The organism is Streptomyces sp. H39-C1, from assembly GCF_027158125.1.
GTDB lineage: Bacteria > Actinomycetota > Actinomycetes > Streptomycetales > Streptomycetaceae > Actinacidiphila > Actinacidiphila fildesensis.
The window spans coordinates 22,680-44,210 of record NZ_JAPVLS010000004.1; the positions used below are offsets into that span (position 1 = coordinate 22,680).

The 21,531-nt window shown below is 72.1% G+C and carries 18 protein-coding genes; 9 read left to right on the forward strand and 9 right to left on the reverse strand.

What is annotated here, in order from left to right; genetic code table 11:
• Positions 1 to 4: 4 nt before the first annotated feature.
• Positions 5 to 4,720, reverse strand: coding sequence for an Lhr family ATP-dependent helicase (locus O3W51_RS04090; RefSeq protein ID WP_269283829.1), 4,716 nt, complete (start codon positions 4,718 to 4,720; stop codon positions 5 to 7).
• Positions 4,721 to 4,872: 152 nt separating this feature from the next.
• Between O3W51_RS04090 and O3W51_RS04095 the strand changes: the two genes are divergently transcribed.
• The 3 genes from O3W51_RS04095 to O3W51_RS04105 all read left to right on the forward strand — a co-directional run bounded on the left by O3W51_RS04095 (position 4,873) and on the right by O3W51_RS04105 (position 6,897).
• Positions 4,873 to 5,739 (forward strand): AraC family transcriptional regulator, encoded by an 867-nt coding sequence (locus O3W51_RS04095; RefSeq protein ID WP_198358075.1) that lies wholly within the window; start codon positions 4,873 to 4,875, stop codon positions 5,737 to 5,739.
• Positions 5,740 to 5,836: 97 nt separating this feature from the next.
• Entirely contained in the window at positions 5,837 to 6,589 is a 753-nt protein-coding gene (locus tag O3W51_RS04100; protein WP_198358076.1) for an AzlC family ABC transporter permease, read from the forward strand.
• Positions 6,586 to 6,897, forward strand: coding sequence for an AzlD domain-containing protein (locus O3W51_RS04105; protein WP_138358577.1), 312 nt, complete (start codon positions 6,586 to 6,588; stop codon positions 6,895 to 6,897). Before O3W51_RS04100 ends, O3W51_RS04105 begins: the two co-directional genes overlap by 4 nt.
• A gap of 36 nt (positions 6,898 to 6,933) precedes the next feature.
• On the opposite strand, the gene O3W51_RS04110 is transcribed toward O3W51_RS04105, so the two are convergent.
• The 3 genes from O3W51_RS04110 to O3W51_RS04120 all read right to left on the reverse strand — a co-directional run bounded on the left by O3W51_RS04110 (position 6,934) and on the right by O3W51_RS04120 (position 9,914).
• Positions 6,934 to 7,848: a hypothetical protein gene (locus O3W51_RS04110; RefSeq protein ID WP_198358077.1), complete on the reverse strand. Its 915-nt coding sequence runs from the start codon at positions 7,846 to 7,848 to the stop codon at positions 6,934 to 6,936.
• 126 nt (positions 7,849 to 7,974) lie between these two features.
• Positions 7,975 to 9,354, reverse strand: a complete 1,380-nt coding sequence (locus O3W51_RS04115; RefSeq protein ID WP_198358078.1) for a chloride channel protein — start codon at positions 9,352 to 9,354, stop codon at positions 7,975 to 7,977.
• Positions 9,351 to 9,914, reverse strand: a complete 564-nt coding sequence (locus O3W51_RS04120; protein ID WP_269283839.1) for a potassium channel family protein — start codon at positions 9,912 to 9,914, stop codon at positions 9,351 to 9,353. The genes O3W51_RS04115 and O3W51_RS04120 overlap by 4 nt, the downstream gene beginning before the upstream one ends.
• A 138-nt stretch (positions 9,915 to 10,052) precedes the next feature.
• On the opposite strand from O3W51_RS04120, the gene O3W51_RS04125 reads away from it, so the two are divergent.
• The 4 genes from O3W51_RS04125 to recX all read left to right on the forward strand — a co-directional run bounded on the left by O3W51_RS04125 (position 10,053) and on the right by recX (position 13,355).
• Entirely contained in the window at positions 10,053 to 10,247 is a 195-nt protein-coding gene (locus tag O3W51_RS04125; RefSeq protein WP_138358569.1) for a DUF3046 domain-containing protein, read from the forward strand.
• Between the two features lie 114 nt (positions 10,248 to 10,361).
• Positions 10,362 to 11,447 (forward strand): AI-2E family transporter, encoded by a 1,086-nt coding sequence (locus O3W51_RS04130; RefSeq protein ID WP_138358589.1) that lies wholly within the window; start codon positions 10,362 to 10,364, stop codon positions 11,445 to 11,447.
• 215 nt (positions 11,448 to 11,662) lie between these two features.
• On the forward strand, positions 11,663 to 12,781 hold the full coding sequence (gene recA / locus O3W51_RS04135) for a recombinase RecA (RefSeq protein ID WP_138358567.1): 1,119 nt from the start codon (positions 11,663 to 11,665) through the stop codon (positions 12,779 to 12,781).
• Between the two features lie 4 nt (positions 12,782 to 12,785).
• Positions 12,786 to 13,355: a recombination regulator RecX gene (gene recX, locus O3W51_RS04140; RefSeq protein ID WP_138358565.1), complete on the forward strand. Its 570-nt coding sequence runs from the start codon at positions 12,786 to 12,788 to the stop codon at positions 13,353 to 13,355.
• 106 nt (positions 13,356 to 13,461) lie between these two features.
• Here the strand turns inward: recX and O3W51_RS04145 are convergent, their stop codons facing one another.
• The 5 genes from O3W51_RS04145 to O3W51_RS04165 form a co-directional block, all read right to left on the reverse strand.
• Complete coding sequence (locus O3W51_RS04145; protein ID WP_269283843.1) at positions 13,462 to 15,147, reverse strand: FAD-dependent monooxygenase; 1,686 nt, start codon at positions 15,145 to 15,147, stop codon at positions 13,462 to 13,464.
• Between the two features lie 299 nt (positions 15,148 to 15,446).
• Entirely contained in the window at positions 15,447 to 16,298 is an 852-nt protein-coding gene (locus O3W51_RS04150) for an amino acid ABC transporter permease (protein ID WP_138358561.1), read from the reverse strand.
• The gene (locus O3W51_RS04155; RefSeq protein WP_138358559.1) at positions 16,295 to 16,942 is read right to left on the reverse strand and encodes an amino acid ABC transporter permease; all 648 of its coding nucleotides are present in this window, start codon (positions 16,940 to 16,942) and stop codon (positions 16,295 to 16,297) included. Before O3W51_RS04155 ends, O3W51_RS04150 begins: the two co-directional genes overlap by 4 nt.
• 207 nt (positions 16,943 to 17,149) lie before the next feature.
• Positions 17,150 to 18,073, reverse strand: coding sequence for a glutamate ABC transporter substrate-binding protein (locus O3W51_RS04160; RefSeq protein WP_138358557.1), 924 nt, complete (start codon positions 18,071 to 18,073; stop codon positions 17,150 to 17,152).
• Between the two features lie 154 nt (positions 18,074 to 18,227).
• On the reverse strand, positions 18,228 to 19,004 hold the full coding sequence (locus tag O3W51_RS04165) for an amino acid ABC transporter ATP-binding protein (RefSeq protein ID WP_138358555.1): 777 nt from the start codon (positions 19,002 to 19,004) through the stop codon (positions 18,228 to 18,230).
• 293 nt (positions 19,005 to 19,297) lie between these two features.
• Here O3W51_RS04165 and O3W51_RS04170 point away from each other — a divergent pair, with 293 nt between their 5' ends.
• Both O3W51_RS04170 and O3W51_RS04175 read left to right on the forward strand, forming a co-directional pair.
• Positions 19,298 to 20,032, forward strand: coding sequence for a response regulator transcription factor (locus O3W51_RS04170; RefSeq protein WP_138358553.1), 735 nt, complete (start codon positions 19,298 to 19,300; stop codon positions 20,030 to 20,032).
• A 17-nt stretch (positions 20,033 to 20,049) separates the two neighbouring features.
• Positions 20,050 to 21,456: a sensor histidine kinase gene (locus tag O3W51_RS04175; RefSeq protein WP_138358551.1), complete on the forward strand. Its 1,407-nt coding sequence runs from the start codon at positions 20,050 to 20,052 to the stop codon at positions 21,454 to 21,456.
• The last annotated feature ends 75 nt before the right edge of the window (positions 21,457 to 21,531 follow it).

The following is a 21,531-nucleotide window of genomic DNA, read 5'->3' on the forward strand; positions in this document are numbered from 1 at the left end:
CCCATCATCCCCGCAGTCGCAGACCGCGCGGAGTGGCGTGGAAGCCCGCGGTCTCCAGGGCGCGGCCCAGCGGTGAGGTGAGGGCCGACTCCCCGTTGGTGCGCTCCACGGTGAGCCGGCCGAGCGCGCCCTCCCGGACCGCCAGCGCCAGGGCGTCCGCGGCAGCGCGCAGCCGCTCCTCCTCGTCGGGCCAGGCGAGCAGCGTCTTCCCGCCGCGTTCCACGTACAGGGCCAGCTCACCGTCGACGAGGACCACCAGGGCGCCCGCCTTGCGGCCCGGCTTGTGGGTGACGCCGTCGGGCTGTGCCGGCCAGGGCAGGGCGGCGCCGTACGCGTTGGCGGGGTCGGCGGCGGCGAGGACGACGGCCCGCTGTCCGGTGCGGGCGCCTTCCTCGCGGTCGCGGGCGGTGTTGATGGCGCGGAGCCGGTCCACCGCGCCGTCCATCGCGAACTGCGCGGCACCGAGCCCTTCGACCACGTATCCCCGCCGGGTCTGGCCGGTCTCCTCGAAGGCCGACAGCACCCGGTAGGCGGCGGAGAAGCCGCCCTCGACGCCTTCGGATGCGACCGCCCCGCGCGTGACCACACCATGGCGGTCCAGCAGGGTGTGGACCAGGGCGTGGGCGCGCAGCGTCGGGTCGGACTCCGGGGGCGGGACGAGCGACCAGCGGCCCGCCGTCGTCGGGGGCCCGGTGCGGGACGCGGTCGCGCGCGGCGCCCGGCCGGTGAGGGAGCCGTAGCGACCACGGGGGACCGAACGCGGTGCGCGGTGCGCGGTGGATCCGGCGGTGCGCCCGGAACCGAGCAGGGCGCGCAGCGGTGCCAGGGTGTCGTTGGTGAGCCGGCCGGACCACGCCAGATCCCAGACGGCGTCCGCCAGCTCGGGGTCGGACGGGGCCTCGCCCGCGGCCCGCACCTGGTCGGCGATCTGCCGGAAGAACAGCCCGTAGCCGCCGGACAGCGCGCCGAGGACGGCCTGGTGCAGCGGGGAGAGTTCGAGCGGCTGGGGCTCCTTGAGCAGCAGCGGCGCGGTGTCGGCGAGATGGAGCGAGACCCAGCCGTCCTTGCCGGGCAGCGCCCCCGCACCGGACCACAGGACCTCGCCGGAGGCGGTCAGCTCGTCCAGCATCGCCGGGGTGTAGCCGGAGACCCGGGACGGCAGGACGAGCTTCTCCAGCGCGGAGGCCGGCACCTCGGCGCCCTGCAGTTGCTCGACGGCACGGACCAGCCCGTCGATACCGCGCAGGCTGTGGGTGCCGACGTGCTGCCACTGGGGGAGGAACGTGGCGAGGGTGGCGGGCGGCACCGGTTCGACCTCGTGCCGCAGCGCGGCCAGCGAGCGGCGCCGCAGCCGGCGCAGCACCGCCGCGTCGCACCATTCGTGGCCCGCGCCGCCCGGCCGGAACTCGCCCTGGACGACACGGCCGCCCGCGGCCAGCCGCTGCAGCAGACCGTCCACCACGGCCGTGCCGAGACCGAAGCGCCGTGCGGCCTCGACGGAGGTGAACGGGCCGTGGGTGCGGGCGAAGCGGGCGAGCAGATCGCCGAGCGGGTCCTTGACCGGCTCGGTGAAGGCTTCGGGGACTCCGACGGGCAGCGCCGTGCCCAGTGCGTCCCGCAGCCGCCCGGCGTCCTCGACCGCCGCCCAGTGCTCGCCGCCGGCGATCCGGACCCGGATCGCGCGGCGCGCCGACTCCAGCTGCGCCGCCCAGCCCGGCTCGGCACCGCGCGCCGCCAACTCGGCCTCGGTGAGCGGTCCGAGGAGCCGCAGCAGGTCGGCGACGCCTTCGGCGTCCTTGACCCGGCGGTCCTCCGTCAGCCATTGCAGCTCCTGCTCCAGCTCGGCCAGGACATCGCCGTCCAGCAGCTCGCGCAGCTCGGCCTGGCCCAGCAGCTCCGCCAGCAGCCGGGAGTCCAGCGACAGGGCGGCGGCGCGGCGCTCGGCGAGCGGCGAGTCACCCTCGTAGAGGAACTGTGCGACGTAGCCGAAGAGCAGCGAGCGGGCGAAGGGGGAGGGCTCGGGTGTCGTGACCTCCACCAACCGCACCCGGCGCGCCTCGATGTCGCCCATGAGCTCGACGAGCCCGGGCACGTCGAAGACGTCCTGCAGACACTCGCGGACCGCTTCGAGGACGATCGGGAAGGAGCCGAAGTCCGAGGCGACCTGGAGGAGCTGGGCGGCGCGCTGGCGCTGTTGCCACAGCGGAGTGCGCTTGCCGGGGGAGCGCCGGGGCAGCAGCAGGGCGCGGGCAGCGCACTCGCGGAAGCGGGAGGCGAACAGGGCGGAGCCGCCGACCTGGTCGGTGACCAGCTGCTCGACCTCGCCCTTGTCGAAGGCGACGTCCGCGGCGCCGACCGGCGACTGGTCGCTGTCGAACTCGGTGCCCGCCCGGACCGGGTCGGCGCCGGTGTAGTCGCTGCCGGTGCCGTTGCCCGTGTCGTTGTCGAGCAGGTCGAGGCCCATGAGGTCGGCGTCCGGCAGTCGCAGCACGATGCCGTCGTCGGCGTGCATCACCTGGGCGTCCAGCCCGTAGCGCTCCATGAGGCGGGCGCCCAGCGCCAGCGCCCAGGGTGCGTGCACCTGCGCGCCGAAGGGGGAGTGGACCACCACCCGCCAGTCGCCCAGCTCGTCGCGGAACCGCTCCACGACGATCGTCCGGTCGTCGGGGATGTGACCGCAGGCCTGCCGCTGCTCCGACAGATACGCCAGCACGTTGTCCGTCGCCCAGGTGTCGAGCCCGGCCGCGGCCAGTCGTTCGCGGGCCTCCTCGGGCCCCAGCCGCCCGACCTCCCGGACGAAGGCGCCCACCGCCCGGCCGAGCTCCAGCGGGCGGCCCAGCTGGTCGCCCTTCCAGAAGGGGAGCCGGCCCGGCACCCCGGGTGCGGGCGTGACGAGCACCCGGTCGCGGGTGATGTCCTCGATCCGCCAGGAGGTGGTGCCCAGCGTGAAGACATCGCCGACCCGCGACTCGTAGACCATCTCCTCGTCCAGCTCGCCGACCCGGCCGCCGCCCTTCTTCGGGTCGGAGCCGGCCAGGAAGACACCGAACAGCCCGCGGTCCGGGATGGTGCCGCCGGAGGTCACGGCCAGCCGCTGCGCTCCGGGGCGGCCGGCGACCGTGTTCGCCACCCGGTCCCAGACGATGCGCGGCCGCAGCTCGGCGAAGGCGTCGGAGGGGTAGCGGCCGCCCAGCATGTCGAGCACGGCCGTGTACGCGGAGTGCGGGAGCGCCGCGAAGGGCGCGGCCCGGCGCACCAGGGCGAGCAGCTCGTCCACGTCCCACGTGTCGAGCGCGGTCATGGCGACGATCTGCTGCGCCAGGACGTCCAGCGGATTCGCCGGCACGCGCAGGGACTCGATGGAGCCGGTCCGCATCCGCTCGGTGACGACGGCCGCCTGTACGAGGTCACCGCGGTACTTGGGGAAGACCACACCCGTCGACACGGCACCCACCTGGTGACCGGCCCGGCCGACGCGCTGCAGCCCGGAGGCGACGGACGGCGGCGACTCCACCTGGATGACGAGATCGACCGCGCCCATGTCGATGCCCAGTTCCAGGCTGGACGTCGCCACCACGGCGGGCAGCCGCCCTGCCTTGAGGTCCTCCTCGACGAGTGCGCGCTGCTCCTTGGACACCGACCCGTGGTGCGCGCGGGCCATCAGGGGTGGCGCGCCCTGCGCGGCACCCGACTGGGCCATGATCTCGGCGGGCAGCGAGGTGTCGGGCAGCGGTTCACCGGTTGCCCGCTCGTAGGCGATCTCGTTGAGGCGGTTGCACAGCCGCTCGGCCAGCCGACGGGAGTTGGCGAACACGATCGTCGAGCGGTGCGCCTGCACCAGATCGGCGATCCGCTCCTCCACATGCGGCCAGATCGACGCCCGCTGCTCCGCTCCCGCCGCGGGCCCGCTGTGATCCGCGACGGGGGAGCCGCCGAGCTCGCCCAGGTCCTCGACGGGCACGACCACCGACAGGTCGAACTTCTTCTGCGACGCCGGCTGGACGATCGTCACCTTGCGCTGCGGCGACAGATAGCGGGCGATCTCCTCGACCGGCCGGACCGTCGCGGACAGCCCGATCCGCCGGGCGGGCCGGTCGAGCAGCTCGTCCAGCCGCTCCAGCGACAGGGCCAGATGCGCCCCGCGCTTCGTGCCCGCGACGGCGTGCACCTCGTCGAGGATCACCGTCTCCACCCCGCGCAGCGCCTCGCGGGCGGCGGAGGTGAGCATCAGGAAGAGCGACTCGGGGGTGGTGATCAGGATGTCCGGCGGGCGGGTGACCAGGGTGCGGCGTTCGGCGGCGGGGGTGTCCCCGGAGCGGATCCCGACCCGGACCTCGGGCTCGGGCAGGCCGAGCCGGACGGACTCCTGGCGCAGGCCCGTGAGCGGGCTGCGCAGGTTGCGCTCCACGTCGACCGCGAGGGCCTTGAGCGGGGACACGTACAGCACCCGGCAGCGGCGCTGGGTCTCGGCGGGCGGCGGGACGCTCGCCAGCCGGTCCAGCGAGGCCAGGAACGCGGCCAGCGTCTTGCCGGAGCCGGTGGGCGCGACCACCAGGACGTCGGAACCCTCGCCGATCGCCCGCCAGGCACCGGCCTGGGCGGCGGTGGGCGCGTGAAAGGCTCCCGTGAACCACGCTCGGGTGGCCAGGGAGAACGCCTCCAGGGCGGCGGCCGGGTCCCCTTCCGGTTCCGGCTCGCCCTGACTGCTCCGTCGCGACATGTCCCCATCCTGCCCCGCCCCACTGACAACGGCCCCGGGACCCGCGTCGGGTCCTGCGCCGGTACCCGCTCAGGGACCCGGGCCGGGAGCCGCACCGGGACCCGCACCAGGGCCGTTCCGCGGGGTTCCAGGCCCGGACGCAGAATGGGTTCATGGCACGACGCGAACCGGCACCCGAGCAGGCACGGCACTGGCAGCATCCGCAGCTGCCGGGCGTGGACCTGCTGCGCGCCCGGTACGTCAGCCACACCTTCTCCCGGCACTCCCACGACGGATATGTGATCGCGGCGGTCACCAAGGGCGTCGAGGGCATCGGCATGCCCGGCGGCGACCTCCGCGCGGGCGCGGGCGGGGTCGTCCTCATCAATCCCGAGACGCCGCACTCCGCGTACGCGGGGACCGAGGACGGCTGGAGCTACCGCGTCCTCTACCCGAGCATCGACGTGGTGGCGGCCGTCGCCGCCGAGACGACCGGCCGGAACGGCACCCCGGCGTTCACCGACACCGTCCTCGACGACCCGGACTGCGCCCGGCAGATCGCGGACATCCACGCCGCCGCGGAACGCGACAACGCGCTCGCGGCCGACACCCTGCTGCGGGTCGCCGTCGCCGGGCTGCTGCGCCGCTACGGCGCGGACCCCGTCGCGCCGGGCGCGCTGCCGTCCGCCGGTGCGCTGGCCGCCGGGCGGGCCAGGGAACTGCTCGTCGAGCGGATCGCGTGCCCGCCGACGCTGGACCAACTGGCCGCGGAACTCGGCACCAAGCCGTTCGCGCTGCTGCGCGCGTTCAAGAGCGCCTACGGGCTGCCGCCGCACGCCTGGCTGACCGGCGAGCGGGTGCGGGCGGCCCGCCGGATGCTCGACACCGGGACCCCGCCCGCCGAAGCGGCACTCGCGGTGGGGTTTACCGACCAGCCTCATCTGAACCGGCACTTCACCCGCATCGTGGGTGTACCCCCGGGCGCCTACCGGCGCGAACGCGCAAGAACGTACAAGACAGGCGAGGACCTCGCTCCCTAACGTTCGTGGAGTGACACGAGCAGCACACATACACAGTTCTCAGGCGGAGCCGTCGGAGTCCTCGGATGCGACGGAGTCTTCGGACGCGTCCGAGGCGTTGGAGACGTTGCAGGCGCCGGAACCTGCGACGAGGCCGACGTCCGCCGTGGTCCGTGACGCGCTGGCCGTCGGTGTCGCCGTCGGCCTGTCCGGGTTCGCCTTCGGCGTGACCTCGGCCGGGGCCGGTCTGACCGTCGCGCAGACCTGCGCGCTCTCCTTGCTGGTCTTCAGCGGCGCCTCGCAGTTCGCCCTGGTCGGCGCGCTGGGCGCGGGCGGCAGCCCGTTCGCGGCGGCAGCCGGTGCGTTCTTCCTCGGCGCGCGCAACGCGTTCTACGGGCTGCGGCTGTCGCAGCTGCTGCGCCTTCCCCGGGCGGTGCGCCCGTTCGCCGCCCAGTGGGTGATCGACGAGACCTCCGCCGTCACCCTGGCGCAGCCCGACCGGCGCAGCGCGCGGGTCGGCTTCACCGTCACCGGCGTCACCATCTACCTGCTGTGGAACCTGACCACGCTCCTGGGCGCGCTCGGCGCCTCCGCGCTGGGCGACCCGGCCGGCTGGGGGCTGGACGCGGCAGGTCCCGCCGTCTTCCTCGCGCTGCTCGCGCCCATGTTGAAGGGCCGCCGAGAGCGCACAGTGGCCGGGCTCGCCGTCATCCTCGCCCTGGCCTGTGTGCCGCTGCTGCCCGCCGGAGTGCCGGTACTCGTCGCGGCACTCGCCGCACCGATCGTCCTGATCGCCGCACGCCGCGGGACGGCACGCGAGGACGCCGCCGATGCCACCACCACCGCACAGCGGACGGAGAAGGACCGATGACCACCTGGATCGCGATCGGTGTGACCGCCTTCGGCTGCTACGCGGTGAAGCTGCTCGGCCTCTCCGTGCCCGCCGGGATCCTGGAGCGGCCGCTGGTGAAGCGGCTCGCCGCCCTCGTCCCGCTCGCTCTGCTCGCCGCTCTCACCGCGCTGCAGACGTTCAGCACCAGCGAGCTGAAACTCGTCGTCGACGCCCGCGCGGCCGGGCTCGCCGCGGCGGCGGTGGCGCTGCTGCTGCGCGCACCGTTCCTGGTCGTGATCGGTGCGGCGGTCCTGGTGACCGCCGCCGTACGGGCCCTGACCGGCTGACCCGCTGACCGGCCGATCGAACCGCCCGACCACGTTTCAGATGATGGGGCGGCCGTAGGCGCGCAGTGTCCGCAGGGCCTCGATGGTGATGATCGGCCGCCACTCCAGCCGGGTGCCCGGCGCCCATGCGCGCCAGCGCATCGGCCAGCCGCCGTCCTCGCCCTGCTCCGCCGTCAGGAAGTCCAGCGACCGTTCCAGCTCCGCGTCGGTGAACCACTGCCGGGCCAGCGAATCCGGGCCGCGGGCGTAGTCGTACGCGAAGTGGTACTCGCCCGGCGCGTATCCGGCGGGCAGCGGATACCGGTCCGCGCGGTCCGGATCCAGCACCACCAGCTGCTGCTCGCGCACCAGCTTCCCCAGCCGGTGCGCCGCGTCCCGTGCCCGCGCCCGGTCGGGGACGGCGTCCAGGAACGCAACCGCCGCCTCGACCTCGTACGGATGCGTCGCGTCCAGTGCCTCGATCGCCGCCCAGCAGAAGTCCGTGGCCCGGAACAGCCACGCGTGCCACACCCCGTTGTCGTGCAGCGTTCCCACCACAGGACCCGTCGCCAGCAAGGAGCCCTTCGGGGCCTCGACGACCGGGATCCACGGTGCCGCCGGATAGCCCCGCAGCGACGGATGCACCGCGGGCAGCGCCCCCTCCGCCGTCGACACCTCCGTCAGATACCGGCACACCCGCTCGGCCCGCTGCCCCCCGCACCGCCCGATCCCGTCGAGCACGCGCAACGCGTGCGCCGTGGGCAACGGCTGGCTCACCGGCCCCCGCAGATCCGGCTCCAGGGCGTGCCCGAAGCCGCCGTCGTCGTTGCGGTAGGCGTTCAGCGCGGTCTCGACCGCCTCGGCCGCCGCGTCCGACCCGTCGAGGAAGTGGAAGGTGAACCTGCGCTGCTCGAGCACGCGCGCGGTCTGCCACACGAAGTGCTCTGCGCGCGCGAGGGGAGTTCCTGGCATGTCCGCACAGTAGGGCGCCTTCCCCGCAGTGCATACGCCTGGCACAAGGGAGCACCCGGCCGTGCGACCCCAAGCCCCCATGTGCGGGATCCTCCCGCCCCGAAGTTGACGATTCCGGCGGGCTCCTCAGGCCTTCGCGGGGTCGGGAGCCGATGCCGGGACCGGGGTCGGCGGTGCCGGCCCGGGCCAGGACGGCAGCAGCTCCGTGGTGACGAAGGCGACGACGGCCGCCAGGATCACGACCGGCATCATGGCCGAGCTGTCGAGCAGCAGGACCACGAGCACCACACTGCTGACCGGCAGCCGCAGGGCGCTGGCCGCCGAGGCCGCCATTCCCGCCGCCAGGGCCGAAATGAGCCCCAGGCCCGGAAGAGGCGCGCACAGGACGCCCGCGGCGGCCCCGAGGAAGAGCGCGGGGAAGATGGGGCCGCCTCGCAGGCTGCCGAGACAGAGCGCGTACGCGGTGCCCTTGAACAGCAGGACGGCGACGAGCGCCCCGATCCCCCAGGCGTGCGGGTCGCCGGCCATCGCGGTGAGCGTGCTCTGGCCCGACGAGGCGACCTCGTCGGGCGCGCGGTCGGTGATCAGCGCGTAGAGGGCGGCGCAGCCCGCCGCGCCCAGCGCGCACAGCACCGTCCGGGGGAACGTCCGTACCGGGACGAACGCCGCGGTCAGCCGGCCCGCGCCCAGCACCAGGTGCACGAAGGTGCCGATGGCCACGGCCATGAGCAGCGACCAGAGGACGTCCCCCGCGTCCAGCCGGGGAAAGGGGGTGGGCAGCTTCAGCGCCAGGCTGCCGGTCTGCAGCCCGGTCCACCGTCCGAAGCCGGTGAACACCAGCGCCCCCACCCCGCTGGACAGCAGGGCCGGCAGCATGACGGCGAACAGCTGTGGACCACCGACCCCCGCCACCTCGATGAGCAGCACGGCCGCGATCAGCGGGTTGCCGAAGATGGCCGCGATGGCCGCGGCGGCGCCGGCCGCGCCCAGAAGGGCCGTGCTCTGCGGGGTCGCCGCGCCCCGGGCGAGGTTTCTGAAGAGCAGCGCCAGGCCGCTGCCGAGCGCGATCAGCGGCGCCTCGGGTCCCAGGACCGCGCCGAACGGCAGACTCGCCATCGCGGCGAGCAGCACACCGGGCAGCGCGATGGGCGACGCGCCTCCGACGTGCAGTCCGGAGGCGGGGATGTGCCCGCCCCCGCCGGGCAGCCGCGTGGCGATCAGGCCGACACAGACACCGGCGATCGCGAGGAGGGGCAGCGGCCACCACCACGGCGGGGTGTCCCAGCCCCAGGCATGCGGGATATCGGCCCACAGCACGTGTTCCAGCTGGTGCATCCCGACGAGGAACCAGAACGCGGCAAGGGACACCGGGATGCCGATGAGGGCGCAGAGGACGAGCGACTTGAGGTAGCCCGGCGTCAGCAGGATGGCCCGCAACAGGTCCGGTTCCTCCGGCTGCGCCTCGCCGTCCGCGGCTGCCGCCGTCCGGGGTTTCGGTTCCGTCATGGGCCGTCCTCCGGGAGTTCCGACGGGGTGGGCGATGCCGTCCCCCGCCGCCGCAGCCCGATCCGGACCGCGCCGAAGAGAACTTTCGCGATCAGGCCCACCAGGATCAGATCGGCGATCATCTGCACCGTGGTCAGCACACGGCTGAGCTCCGTGACGGGCGAGATGTCCCCGAAGCCCACCGTCGCGAACACCGTGACGGTGAAATAGAGCGCGTCGGTCCGGTTCAGTGGCTCCGAGAACGATGCCGGCCGGTCCCTGGCGACCAGGAAGTACGTCGAGGAGAACAGCAGCAGGAACAGCGGCACGGCGGTGGCCAGCGTCTCGATGGCGCGCAGCCCGGGATACGCCGCATGAGTGACGGCGACCACCTGCCAGGCGATCAGGCAGCCGAAAGCGATCAGGCCCAGAGCGAGCAGAGTGGCAGTGGTCGCGTTGAGCGCGCGGTCCAGCGGCGCCAGGTAGTACAGCCAGGTGAGCAGTACGGCCGAGGCCGCAGAGCGGAGCAGACATCCCACCAGAACCCGCCGGCGCTGCCGCGTGATGGGGATGCCGCTCATCACCTCTCCTCACAATGGGCCTCGGCGGCCCTGCGGCCATTGCAACACCCACCCCAGCCCCCCGCACCTCGCGCTCCACCCCCCGCCCCCGTCCGCCCGCCCCCCTTCGCACCGCTCGTGGCGCGGGATACTGGGCGCATGAAGTTGACGGTGTTCTGGGAGCGGATGCGGGCGCAGTTCGGGGAGGGGTATGCGGATTCGTTTGCCCGGGATCATGTGATGGCGGAGCTCGGCGGGCGGACGGTGTGGGAGGCGCTGGACTCGGGGTGGGAGGCCAAGGACGTGTGGCGGGCGGTCTGTACGGCGATGGATGTGCCGGCCGGACGGCGCTGAGACCGCGGAGGGTTGGTCCCGGACTTTCCGCCCCGCGCGTTCAGACTGGGGTTCGTGTCAGGAACCGGCGAGAGCACCGTTCAGAAAGAGGAGCCACCGGCTCCGCGTGCGGGGATGCCGCGGTGGCTGCCGCGCGCGATGATGCTGGCGCTGGTGCTGGTGGGCTGCTTCCAACTGGCCGGCTGGGCGTTCCACCAGGTGACCGGGCTGCTGATCAACATCCTGATCGCGTTCTTCGGCGCGCTGGCCGTCGAGCCGGCGGTGGACTGGATGGCGGCGCGCGGGATGCGGCGCGGGGTGGCCACGGGGCTGGTCCTGCTGGGGGCGATCGTCGCGGTCGCGGTGTTCGTGGTGGCGCTCGGCTCGCTGCTCGTGGACCAGATCACGACGATCGCCGACAACTTCCCGCAGTACGTGAACGACGTCGTGGTGTGGCTCAACCAGAACTTCCACACGAAGCTGGACGTCGGGAAGCTGCAGGACAACGTGCTGCACTCCGACTGGCTGCGCAACTACCTGCAGAACAGCGCGGGCAATATGTGGGGGCTGTCGGCCACGGTCCTCGGGGGCGTCTTCCAGCTCTTCACCGTGGTGCTGTTCGCGTTCTACTTCGCGGCCGACGGACCTCGGCTGCGCCGGGCGCTGTGCTCGGTGCTGCCGCCGGCGCGGCAAGCGGAGGCGCTGCGGGCCTGGGAGATCGCGGTCGCCAAGACGGGCGGGTACATCTACTCGCGGGCGCTGATGGCGCTGGTGTCGGGCGTCGCGCACTACGTCCTGCTGCAGGTGCTGGGGGTGCCGTACGCCCCGGCGCTGGCGGTGTGGGTGGGGCTGGTGTCGCAGTTCGTGCCGACGGTCGGGACGTATCTCGCGGGCGCGCTGCCGATGCTGATCGCGTTCACCGAGGACCCGTGGGACGCGCTGTGGGTGCTGTGCTTCGTCGTGGTCTACCAGCAGTTCGAGAACTACGTGCTGCAGCCGCGGATCACGGCGAAGACCGTGGACATCCACCCGGCCGTCGCCTTCGGGTCGGTCGTCGCCGGTACCGCGCTGCTGGGGGCGGTCGGCGCGCTGGTCGCGATCCCGGTGACCGCGACGCTGCAGGGGTTCTTCGGGGCGTACGTGAAGCGGTACGAGGTGACGGACCCGAGGGCGCACGGGCCGCGGCGGCGGCCCTGGCTGCGGAGAAGGCATCGGACGTGAGACATCCGCCCGGGGAGAGAAGACATCGCACCATCGCCCCTGAGGCCCCGCGTGTCGCTTGACACGAAAATCGAACATCCATTCTCATGGGTGGTCCGGGCCGGTTATCCGCGGAGGTTTTCCACAGCTCGGAGCGACGGCCGGGCGCATTGTCAGTGGCAGGGACTAGCGTCATGGACGTGAAGCGATCGACTCAAACATCCCGGGTGGAGCCCATGGCAGGTAACGACCGCGAGAAGGCGCTGGACGCCGCGCTCGCACAGATTGAACGGCAGTTCGGCAAGGGCGCGGTCATGCGCCTCGGCGACAAGCCGAACGACCCCATTGATGTCATCCCCACCGGGTCGACCGCACTGGACGTGGCACTCGGCGTCGGCGGTATCCCGCGTGGCCGTGTGGTGGAGGTGTACGGGCCGGAGTCCTCCGGCAAGACCACCCTCACGCTGCACGCGGTGGCCAACGCGCAGAAGGCCGGCGGCACGGTGGCGTTCGTCGACGCCGAGCACGCGCTGGACCCCGAGTACGCCAAGGCGCTCGGTGTCGACACGGACAACCTGCTGCTCTCCCAGCCGGACACCGGCGAGCAGGCGCTGGAGATCGTGGACATGCTGGTCCGCTCCGGCGCGATCGACCTCATCGTGATCGACTCCGTGGCCGCCCTCGTGCCGCGGGCCGAGATCGAGGGCGAGATGGGTGACTCGCACGTGGGTCTGCAGGCCCGGCTGATGAGCCAGGCGCTGCGCAAGATCACCGGTGCGCTGCACCAGTCCAACACCACGGCGATCTTCATCAACCAGCTCCGCGAGAAGATCGGTGTGATGTTCGGCTCGCCGGAGACCACCACCGGTGGCCGCGCGCTGAAGTTCTACGCCTCCGTACGACTCGACATCCGCCGTATCGAGACGCTCAAGGACGGTACGGACGCGGTCGGCAACAGGACCCGCGTCAAGGTCGTCAAGAACAAGGTCGCACCGCCCTTCAAGCAGGCGGAGTTCGACATCCTCTACGGCCACGGCATCAGCAAGGAGGGTGGCCTGATCGACATGGGTGTCGAGCACGGCTTCGTCCGCAAGGCCGGTGCCTGGTACACGTACGAGGGCGACCAGCTCGGCCAGGGCAAGGAGAACGCCCGTAACTTCCTCAAGGACAACCCGGACCTCGCCGACGAGATCGAGAAGAAGATCAAGGACAAGCTCGGCATCGGTGTCCGGACCGTAGCCCCCGGCGTGGAGCCGGGCGCGGACGCGGCGGGTCCGGCGGCCGATCCCGCCAAGGCCGAGGTTCCGGCGCCCAAGACGGTGAAGGCGACCAAGGCCACCGCGGCCAAGGCCTGAGGCCGTGGCGAGTCGGTACCCCGATCGCGGCGGCTCTTCCGAGTCGAGGGCCTCGAAAGAGCCGCCGCTCAGCCCGGAGGAGCAGGCGCGGGCGTTGTGCCTGCGCCTGCTCACCGGGAATCCCCGCACGCGTAAACAGCTCGCCGACGCGATGCGCAAGCGGGAGATCCCGGACGACGTGGCGGAGCAGCTGCTGGAGCGGTTCCAGGAAGCCGGCCTGATCGACGACCAGGCGTTCGCCAACGCCTGGGTGGAGTCCCGGCACCGCGGGCGGGGCCTCGCCCGCCGGGCGCTGGCGAGGGAGCTCCAGACCCGCGGGGTGGACGCGGAGCTGGTCACCGAGGCGGTGGGCCAGCTCGACTCCGACCAGGAGGAGGAGCGGGCCCGCGAGCTGGTGGACCGCAAGTTGCGGACCACCCGCGGGCTGGAACGTGACAAGCGGCTGCGCCGCCTCGCCGGAATGCTCGCCCGCAAGGGTTACCCGGAGGGCCTCGCCCTCCGGGTGGTCCGCAGGGCCCTGGAGCAGGAGGGCGAGGACGAGCCGGATGTCCTGGAGTACCTCCCGCTGGGATGACCTCCCGCTGGAATGACGTCCCGCTGGAACACCTGCCGCTCACGCCCACTCCTGCCCGTTCCCGGCCGCTCATCGCCCGGGAACGGACTGCCGCTGGGGCGGCGGATCAGGGCGTCCGGCCGCTGACCGGTTCGTCCTGCGGTGCGGTCCGGTGCGGGGGGCCGCCGCGGGCCAGGTCCGCGTAGGAGTACAGCTCGGCCGGGCGGCAGCCGACCATCGCCGTCACCAGATGGCCGTCCGGGCGGATCAGCAGCACGCTGTGCGCCGTCGCACCGGGATAGCTCTCGGTCACCAGCAGCTCGGCGCGCATCGGCAGCGCGGCGACCGCCGACGCGAGCCGTGGCATCAGACCGGCCGTCAGCCAGTGCCGGCTGTCCCACACACCGGTGCCCGGGGCGATCAGCATCACCAGCAGGTTCTGGCCCAGCCGGTCCCGCAGCCGGCCGACCGTGCCGTCCAGCGCCGTCACCGGCACATCGACGACCAGCCCGCCCGGGGGAGTGGCGCAGGTGGCGACCAGCGGTGATCCGGCGGTCTTGCCGCCGCCGCTGCCGCCCCCGCCCGGCCGCGGCGCGGGCAGGGCGAGCGGCGACCGGCCGTAGACCGGCGGGGACGCGGCGGATCCCCGGCCGAGGTGGCTGTCGGTCAGCAGCTCGGCGTGCCCGCGGGCGGATCCGGAGAGCAGCGAATGGCGGACCGTGTTCCAGGTCCCGCCGGCGCGTACCAGCGGCAGCGCCTGGTCGGTGGCGCGCAGCCGGGCCCCGACCGCCTCGCGCCGCTCGGCCTGATAGCTGTCGAGCAGGGTGTCGGACGCGCCCTCGTGCCAGGCGAGCGCGAGCTTCCAGGAGAGGTTCTCGGCGTCCCGCAGGCCCTCCTCCACGCCCTGGGCGCCCAGGGCGCCCATCAGGTGGGCGGCGTCGCCGGCGAGGAACGTCCGGCCCACCCGCCAGCGGCGGGCGAGCCGCTGGTGCACCGGGTACTCGGCGGAGCCGACCAGTTCGTACGGTACGACGCTGCCGCCCCACGTGGTCAGGATGGAGCGGATCCGGGTCACCAGTTCGTCGGGGGTCAGCAGTTCGCCCCGGGCGGGCAGCAGCCAGTCGAAGCGCCACAGGCCGTCCGGCAGCGGACGGGCCGTCACCTCCTGGCCGGTGCCGGCGCCGGGCGGATCACGGTGCAGCAGGGCCACACCGGGTTCCGGGAGGTCGACGCGCAGCGCGGCGACGGCGTGCCGGTCGACGGCGGTCTTCCCGGGGAAGCGCACCGCGAGCAGCTTGCGGACCGTCGAACGCGGCCCGTCGCAGCCCACCAGATAACTGCCCCGCCACCAGGTGCGGTCGGCGCCCCGGGTGTGCACGGTGACGCCGGTGGCGTCCTCGTCGACCGCGTCGACGCGGGAGCCGGTCACGATCCGCACGAGGCCGTGGCCGTGCAGGGTCTGCCGCAGGCCCCTTTCCAGCCGGTGCTGGGAGATGTGCACCGGGGACGGCTGGGCGGGCTCGTCGTCCGACGCGGGGCCGAAGTCGACGCGCAGCACCTCCTGCCGCCGGCGCAGGGTGCGCCATCCGGTCCAGGTGGTGCCGTCCGCGTACACCTGCGGATAGCCGAGCCGTTCCAGCAGGGCGGCGGTATCCGCACCCAGGACGGTGGTGCGTGGATGGCGCAGGTCGTCACGGGCGTCGGCCGGCCCCTCGGCTTCGTCGAGGACGATGGTCGGGACACCGCGTTTGGCCAGAGCGAGCGCGAGGGCGAGGCCCACAGGGCCCGCCCCCGCGACGATCACCGGGTCCACAGGGCGGTCCCCGGAAGATGTGCAGTCACGATACGTATGCAATCCACTGCGGGTGCGTGCGTCAAGTGACGGCGGAACGTCGGCGCGGTGCGAACCGACACACCGTCACTCCGCGAGCCGACGTACCGTCACTTCCGTCACCGGCCAGGCACCGATCAGGCACCGGTCAGGCACCGGTCAGGCACCGGTCAGGCACCGGTCAGGCACCGGTCAGGAACCCATCCGTCACCGACGCACCGTCAATTCCAGCGCGGACGACGGCACATCCGCACCGACGCCGCATCGCCGTCACCCCGCCGTCACTCCGCCGTGGCGACCAGGGCCTCCGCCTCCGGCGTGGCCGGCGGCGCGCCCTTCGGGCTGCGGCGGGCGCGCTTCTCGACCCAGGTGGCGACGGCGGACAGGAGCATGCACATCGCGATGTAGATCGTGCCGATGACGAGCAGCACCTGGAAGTAGGGGTAGTTCCCGAGGGTCGGCGTGTTGCCCGCCAGGATCCGGCCGACGTACAGCAGTTCGGTGTAGGCGATCAGGTAGCCGAGCGAGGTGTCCTTCAGGGTCACCACGAGCTGGCTGATGATGCTGGGCAGCATGGCCCGAACGGCCTGCGGGACCAGAATGGTCAGCATGACCTGGGTCTTGCGCATGCCCAGCGCGTAGGCGGCCTCGCTCTGGCCCTTGGGCACGGAGTTGATGCCGGCCCGGAAGATCTCCGCCTGGACCGAGCCGTTGTAGAGCGTCAGACCGATGACCAGGGCCCAGAAGGGCTCGAAGACGGTCGCCCACAGCAGATAGATCATGATGATCAGCGGCAGTGCGCGGAAGAACTCCACGGCCGCCGAGGCGGCGATCCGCACCGGCTTGTGGTCCGAGAGCCGTCCGGCGGCGAACACGGTGGCCAGCAGCAGCGAGAAGACCGCCGCGAGGGCGAACGCCTTGAGGGTGGCGACCACGCCGTCCGTGATCTGCTGCTGGACCCCGGCGTACTGGAACAGGTCCCACATGTAGGACTTGAACTCGCCCTTGGAGTTGAGCCGCATGGCGAAGAAGACCAGCAGCCCGGCGAGCGCCAGGCTGCCGACGACCGTGTAGATCCGGTTGCGCAGCCGGGTCCTGGGGCCCGGGGCGTCGTACAGAACACTCGCCGTCATCGGGCCACCGCCAGCCGGTTCTCGAGCAACCGGAACAGGCCGCTGATCGCAAACGTGATGATCAGGTACGCGAGGGCGATCCAGATGAAGATCACGGTGAGGTTGAGCCCCTGGTCGCTCAGGAGCTTCTGGGTGGAGAACAGCTCGGTGACGCTGAAGGCGCCGGCGATCGCCGAGTTCTTGGTCAGCGCGATCATGAGGCTGCCGACCGGCGCGATGACCGTACGGGCCGCCTGCGGAAGGATGATCAGCCGCAGGATCTGGGTGAACGTCATCCCGATGCTGCGCGCGGCCTCGGCCTGGCCGAGCGGGACGGTGTTGACGCCGGAGCGCACCGCCTCGCAGACGAACGCCGAGGTGTAGAAGCCGAGCGCGAGCACCGCCAGCTGGTACGAGCTGAGGCCGGTCGTGAGGACCTCGGGCACGATGAAGGTGGCGACGAGGAACAGCAGGGTCAGCGGGGTGTTGCGCAGCAGCGTCACCCACAGCGTGCCGAAGGCCCGCAGCGGAGGCACCGGCGAGACCCGGAACGCGGCTATCAGCACCCCGAGCAGCAGGGCGAGCACCGCGCTGGCGCCGGTGAGCGACAGCGTGCCGAAGAACCCCTGGCGGAACAGGGCGAAGTTGTCGACCAGCACGTTCATCGTGGCTCACCTCGCCGGTTCGCTGGGGTCTGGCGGAAAGGCCAGGAAGGCATCGTCGGTCCAGGGCGTGCGGGGGGTACGACGGGTCGCGCCCCGGAGGGAAGCAGCATCGAGGTTGGCCTCACGAGGGCGTTGCGGCCCGCCGGCCGGCCGGCGGGCCGTCGCGGGAACGACGGTGCCGCGGCGGCCGGCCTGCGGGTCGGCTGATCAGTAGCGGTCGAGGGCCGGCGGCGCGGTGTACGGGGCGCCGGACAGGCCCAGCGTCGCGTCGTAGGCCTTCTTGTAGTCGCCGTTGTCCTGGTGCGCCTTCAGCGCGTCGCTGATCGCGTCACGCAGCGCCTTGTCGTCGTGCGCGAGGCCGACGCCGTACGGCTCCTGGGAGAACTGCTTGCCGACCACCCGGAACTTGCCGGGGGCCTGCGCCGCGTAGCCCTTGAGGATCGCGTCGTCGGTGGTGACCGCGTCGACCTGGCCGGTCTGGAGCTGCTGCACGCAGTCCGAGTACTTGCCGAGGGCGTTGACGACGGCTCCGTACTTCGGGTCCTTGATGCGCTCCAGCGGCGTGGAGCCGGTGATGCTGCAGACCTTCTTGCCCTTGAGGCTGTCCGGGCCGGTGATGTCGGTGTTGCTCTTGGCCACGAGCAGGTCCTGGCCGGCGATGTAGTACGGGCCGGCGAAGGAGATGTCCTTCTTGCGGGCGTCGTTGATCGTGAAGGTGCCGACGTAGTAGTCCGCGTCGCCCTTCTTGATCGCCGGCACGCGCAGGCTGGAGTCGAAGGTCTTCCACTCGATCTTGTCGGGACCGAAGCCGAGGTCCGCGGCGACCATCTTGGCGATCTCGATGTCGAAGCCGTTGCGGTCGTTGGAGCCGGGCGGCTGGAAACCGAGGAACGGCTGGTCGGACTTGACGCCGATGACCAGCTTGCCGCGCTGCTGAGCCTTCTTCAGTACGGCGGAGTCGAGCGTGACGCCCGTCTTCGGCGTGTACGTCGGCAGCTTCGGGGCGTCGGCGCCGGTGGTGGGCTTGGCGCCGGGCGCGGTCGGCGTGCCCTCCTTGCCGCCACAGGCGGTCGCGGAGGCGGTCAGCGCCAGGACGACGAGTCCGGCGGCGGCGGATTTACGGATATTCATGGGGACATCCCTTGCGTCGTCAGTCGTCAGTCGTCGGTCGTCAGTCATCGGTCATCAGTGCGTCGTCGTACGTCAGCCGTCGTACGTCAGCCGTCGGTCGGCCGTGGTGCGGGGCCGGCCGCGCGCAGGGGCGCCCGCCGGCCGTCAGGCAACGTCAGTGGTGAAGGATCTTCGAGAGGAAGTCCTTGGCGCGGTCGCTGCGCGGATTGCTGAAGAACTGCTCCGGCGTCGCTTCCTCGACGATCCGTCCGTCGGCCATGAAGACGACCCGGTTGGCGGCGGAGCGGGCGAAGCCCATCTCGTGCGTGACGACGATCATCGTCATGCCGTCCCGGGCGAGCTGCTGCATGACTTCCAGCACCTCGTTGATCATCTCCGGGTCGAGTGCGGAGGTGGGCTCGTCGAAGAGCATGACCTTGGGGTCCATCGCCAGCGCGCGGGCGATCGCGACCCGCTGCTGCTGTCCGCCGGAGAGCTGCGCGGGGTACTTGTCCGCCTGGACCCCCACGCCGACCCGGTCGAGCAGCTGCCGGGACCGGTCCTCGGCCGCCTTCTTGTCGGTCTTGCGGACCTTGACCTGCCCGAGCATCACGTTCTGCAGAACGGTCTTGTGCGCGAAGAGATTGAAGGACTGGAAGACCATGCCCACATCGGCACGCAGCCGGGCCAGTTCCCGCCCTTCCTGGGGAAGCGGCTTCCCGTCCACCGTGATGGAGCCCGAATCGATCGTCTCCAGCCGGTTGATGGTGCGGCACAGCGTGGACTTGCCGGACCCCGAAGGACCGATGACGACCACGACCTCACCGCGGGTGATCGTCAGGTCGATGTCCTGGAGCACGTGCAGCGCGCCGAAGTGCTTGTTCACGCCTCCCAGTACGACCAGGTCATCGGTCGCCGGCGCGGCGTCCTTGGTCACTGAGACTTCGGTCATCGGCCTGTGCTCCATCTTCGTCGGTCTGGCAGACCTTAGTGATGCATGATGACGAGCGTCATTACATCTGAGCTGAACTTGAGCATCACGATTCGGATACTCTCCGCCACGAGTGATGTGCCCTGTGTTGTCGTGCGTACCGGCTGGATAACAGTCCGCGGCAGGTACCGATGCCCCCTTGACGCGCCCCTCGCCGGTCGGTCTGTATTCCGGGTAGGTACCGGACGCCGGCCGACGGCGGGTGTCCGACCTGTGGCCGAACGATTGCCGATGTGGGAAAGGAGGGTGAACCGATGAGATTGCTGTTGGTGGAGGACGACGACCGGGTCGCCGCCGCACTGTCGGCCGTGCTCGCGAAGCACGGCTTCGACGTCACCCATGCCCGCAGCGGCGAGGAGGCGCTGCGCGCGCTGCTGCCCGCCCAGGGCCCGTCCTACGGGTGTGTGCTGCTCGACCTCGGCCTGCCCGACCAGGACGGTTTCGAGGTGTGCAGCCGGATCCGCCGGCGCACCTCCACCCCCGTGATCATGGTCACCGCCCGCGCCGATGTGCGGTCCCGGATCCATGGCCTGAACCTCGGCGCGGACGACTACGTCGTCAAGCCGTACGACACCGGTGAGCTGCTCGCCCGGATCCACGCGGTCGGCCGCCGGCCCCCGCTGCGGCCCGGTACGGAGTCCGCCGCCCCCGCGCCCGCCGACGGATCCGCTGCCGGTGAGCGGCCGCCGGCCGGCAGTCTGCAACTCGGCCCCGTCGACATCGAACTGCCCACCCGCCGCGTTATGGTGAGCGGCGAGCCGATCGCGCTCACCCGCAAGGAGTTCGACCTGCTGGCCCTGCTCGCCCAGCGGCCCGGGGTGGTCTTCCGCCGCGAGCAGATCATCAGCGAGGTCTGGCGCACCAGCTGGGAGGGGACGGGGCGCACCCTGGAGGTGCACGTCGCCTCGCTGCGTTCCAAGCTGCGGATGCCGTCCATGATCGAAACGGTGCGCGGGGTCGGTTACCGGCTCGTCGTTCCCGCCGCCTGAGATCCAGGACCCCGCCGTTGAGCTCGCGTCTTCTCCCCCTGCTGCTCGCGTTGATGGCGGGCGTCCTGCTGGCCCTGGGCTTTCCGCTGGCCGCGAGCATGGCCGCCGCGCAGCAGCAGCGCGTCGTCGTCGACCGCATCGACGACACCGCGCGCTTCGCGTCGCTCGCCCAGTTCGTCACCTCGCGCACCCCGCAGTCCGCGAGCGACGTCGGGGACGACGAGCGGCTGCACGCGCTGCGCTCCGAACTCAGCCGGTACGAGGAGCTGTACGGCATCCGCGTCGGTGTCTTCTACCGCGACGGCACCGCGATGGGTGTGGCGCCCGCGGACTGGAGACTCCCCGAAGCGGGGGAGGCGTACGGCGCCTACAGCGCGGCACTGGCCGGCCGCCGCAGCCATGACCCGGAGCAGGTCTGGCCGTGGCAGCGCCGCACGCTGGCCGTCGCCTCACCGATCATCCGCGACGGGGACGTCGTCGCCGTCGTCCTCACCGAATCGCCCACCGGGGCGCTGCGTTCGCGCATCCTGCACGGCTGGCTGCTGCTCGGCGCCGGTGAGCTGGCCGCGATGGCCATCGCCGTACTGTTCGCGTTCCGGCTCACCGGCTGGGTGCTGCGACCGGTCGCGATCCTCGACCGCGTCACACACGACATCGCCACCGGGCGGATGAAGTCCCGGGTCGCGGCGGCCGGCGGGCCGCCCGAACTGCGGCGGCTGTCCCGGTCGTTCAACGAGATGGCCGACAACGTCGAGCAGGTGCTCGAACAGCAGCGGGCCTTCGTCGCCGACGCCTCCCACCAGCTGCGCAATCCGCTGGCCGCGCTCATGCTGCGGATCGAGCTGCTCGGCTTCGAACTCCCCGAGGGCAACGCGGAGGTGGCCTCCGTCCAGGACGAGGGCAGACGGCTCGCCCAGGTCCTGGACGATCTGCTCGGCCTGGCGCTGGCGGAGCACGCGGACGCGGACCTCGCCCTCACCGACATCGCCGCACTCGTCGGCGAGCGCCTCGGCGCGTGGCGGCCGGTCGGGGCGCGGGAGGGCGTCGCCCTGGAGTACGCGGGCAAGACCGCGGTCACCGGCTGGTCCGATCCGGTCGCGCTGTCCAGCGCGCTGGACGCCGTCATCGACAACGCGCTGAAGTTCACACCGCGCGGCGGGCGGGTCCAGGTGCTGGTCGCGGGGGAGGGCGACGAGGTCGCCGTCACCGTCTCCGACGGCGGACCCGGTCTGACGGAGGAGGAGCTCGCCCGGATCGGCGACCGCTTCTGGCGCAGCCCCCGCCACCAGAACATCGACGGCTCCGGACTCGGTCTGTCCATCGCCCGCGTCCTGCTGAACCAGAGCGGCGGCCGGCTCTCCTTCGCGGCGAACGAGCCCACCGGCCTCGCCGTGACCCTCACGGTGCCGCGCTCGGCGCCGTAGAGCCCGGAGAGCCCGTAGGAGCCCTAGAGCCCAGAGCCGCAGGGCAAGCACGTAGCGGCCCCTCCAAGGGCCCGG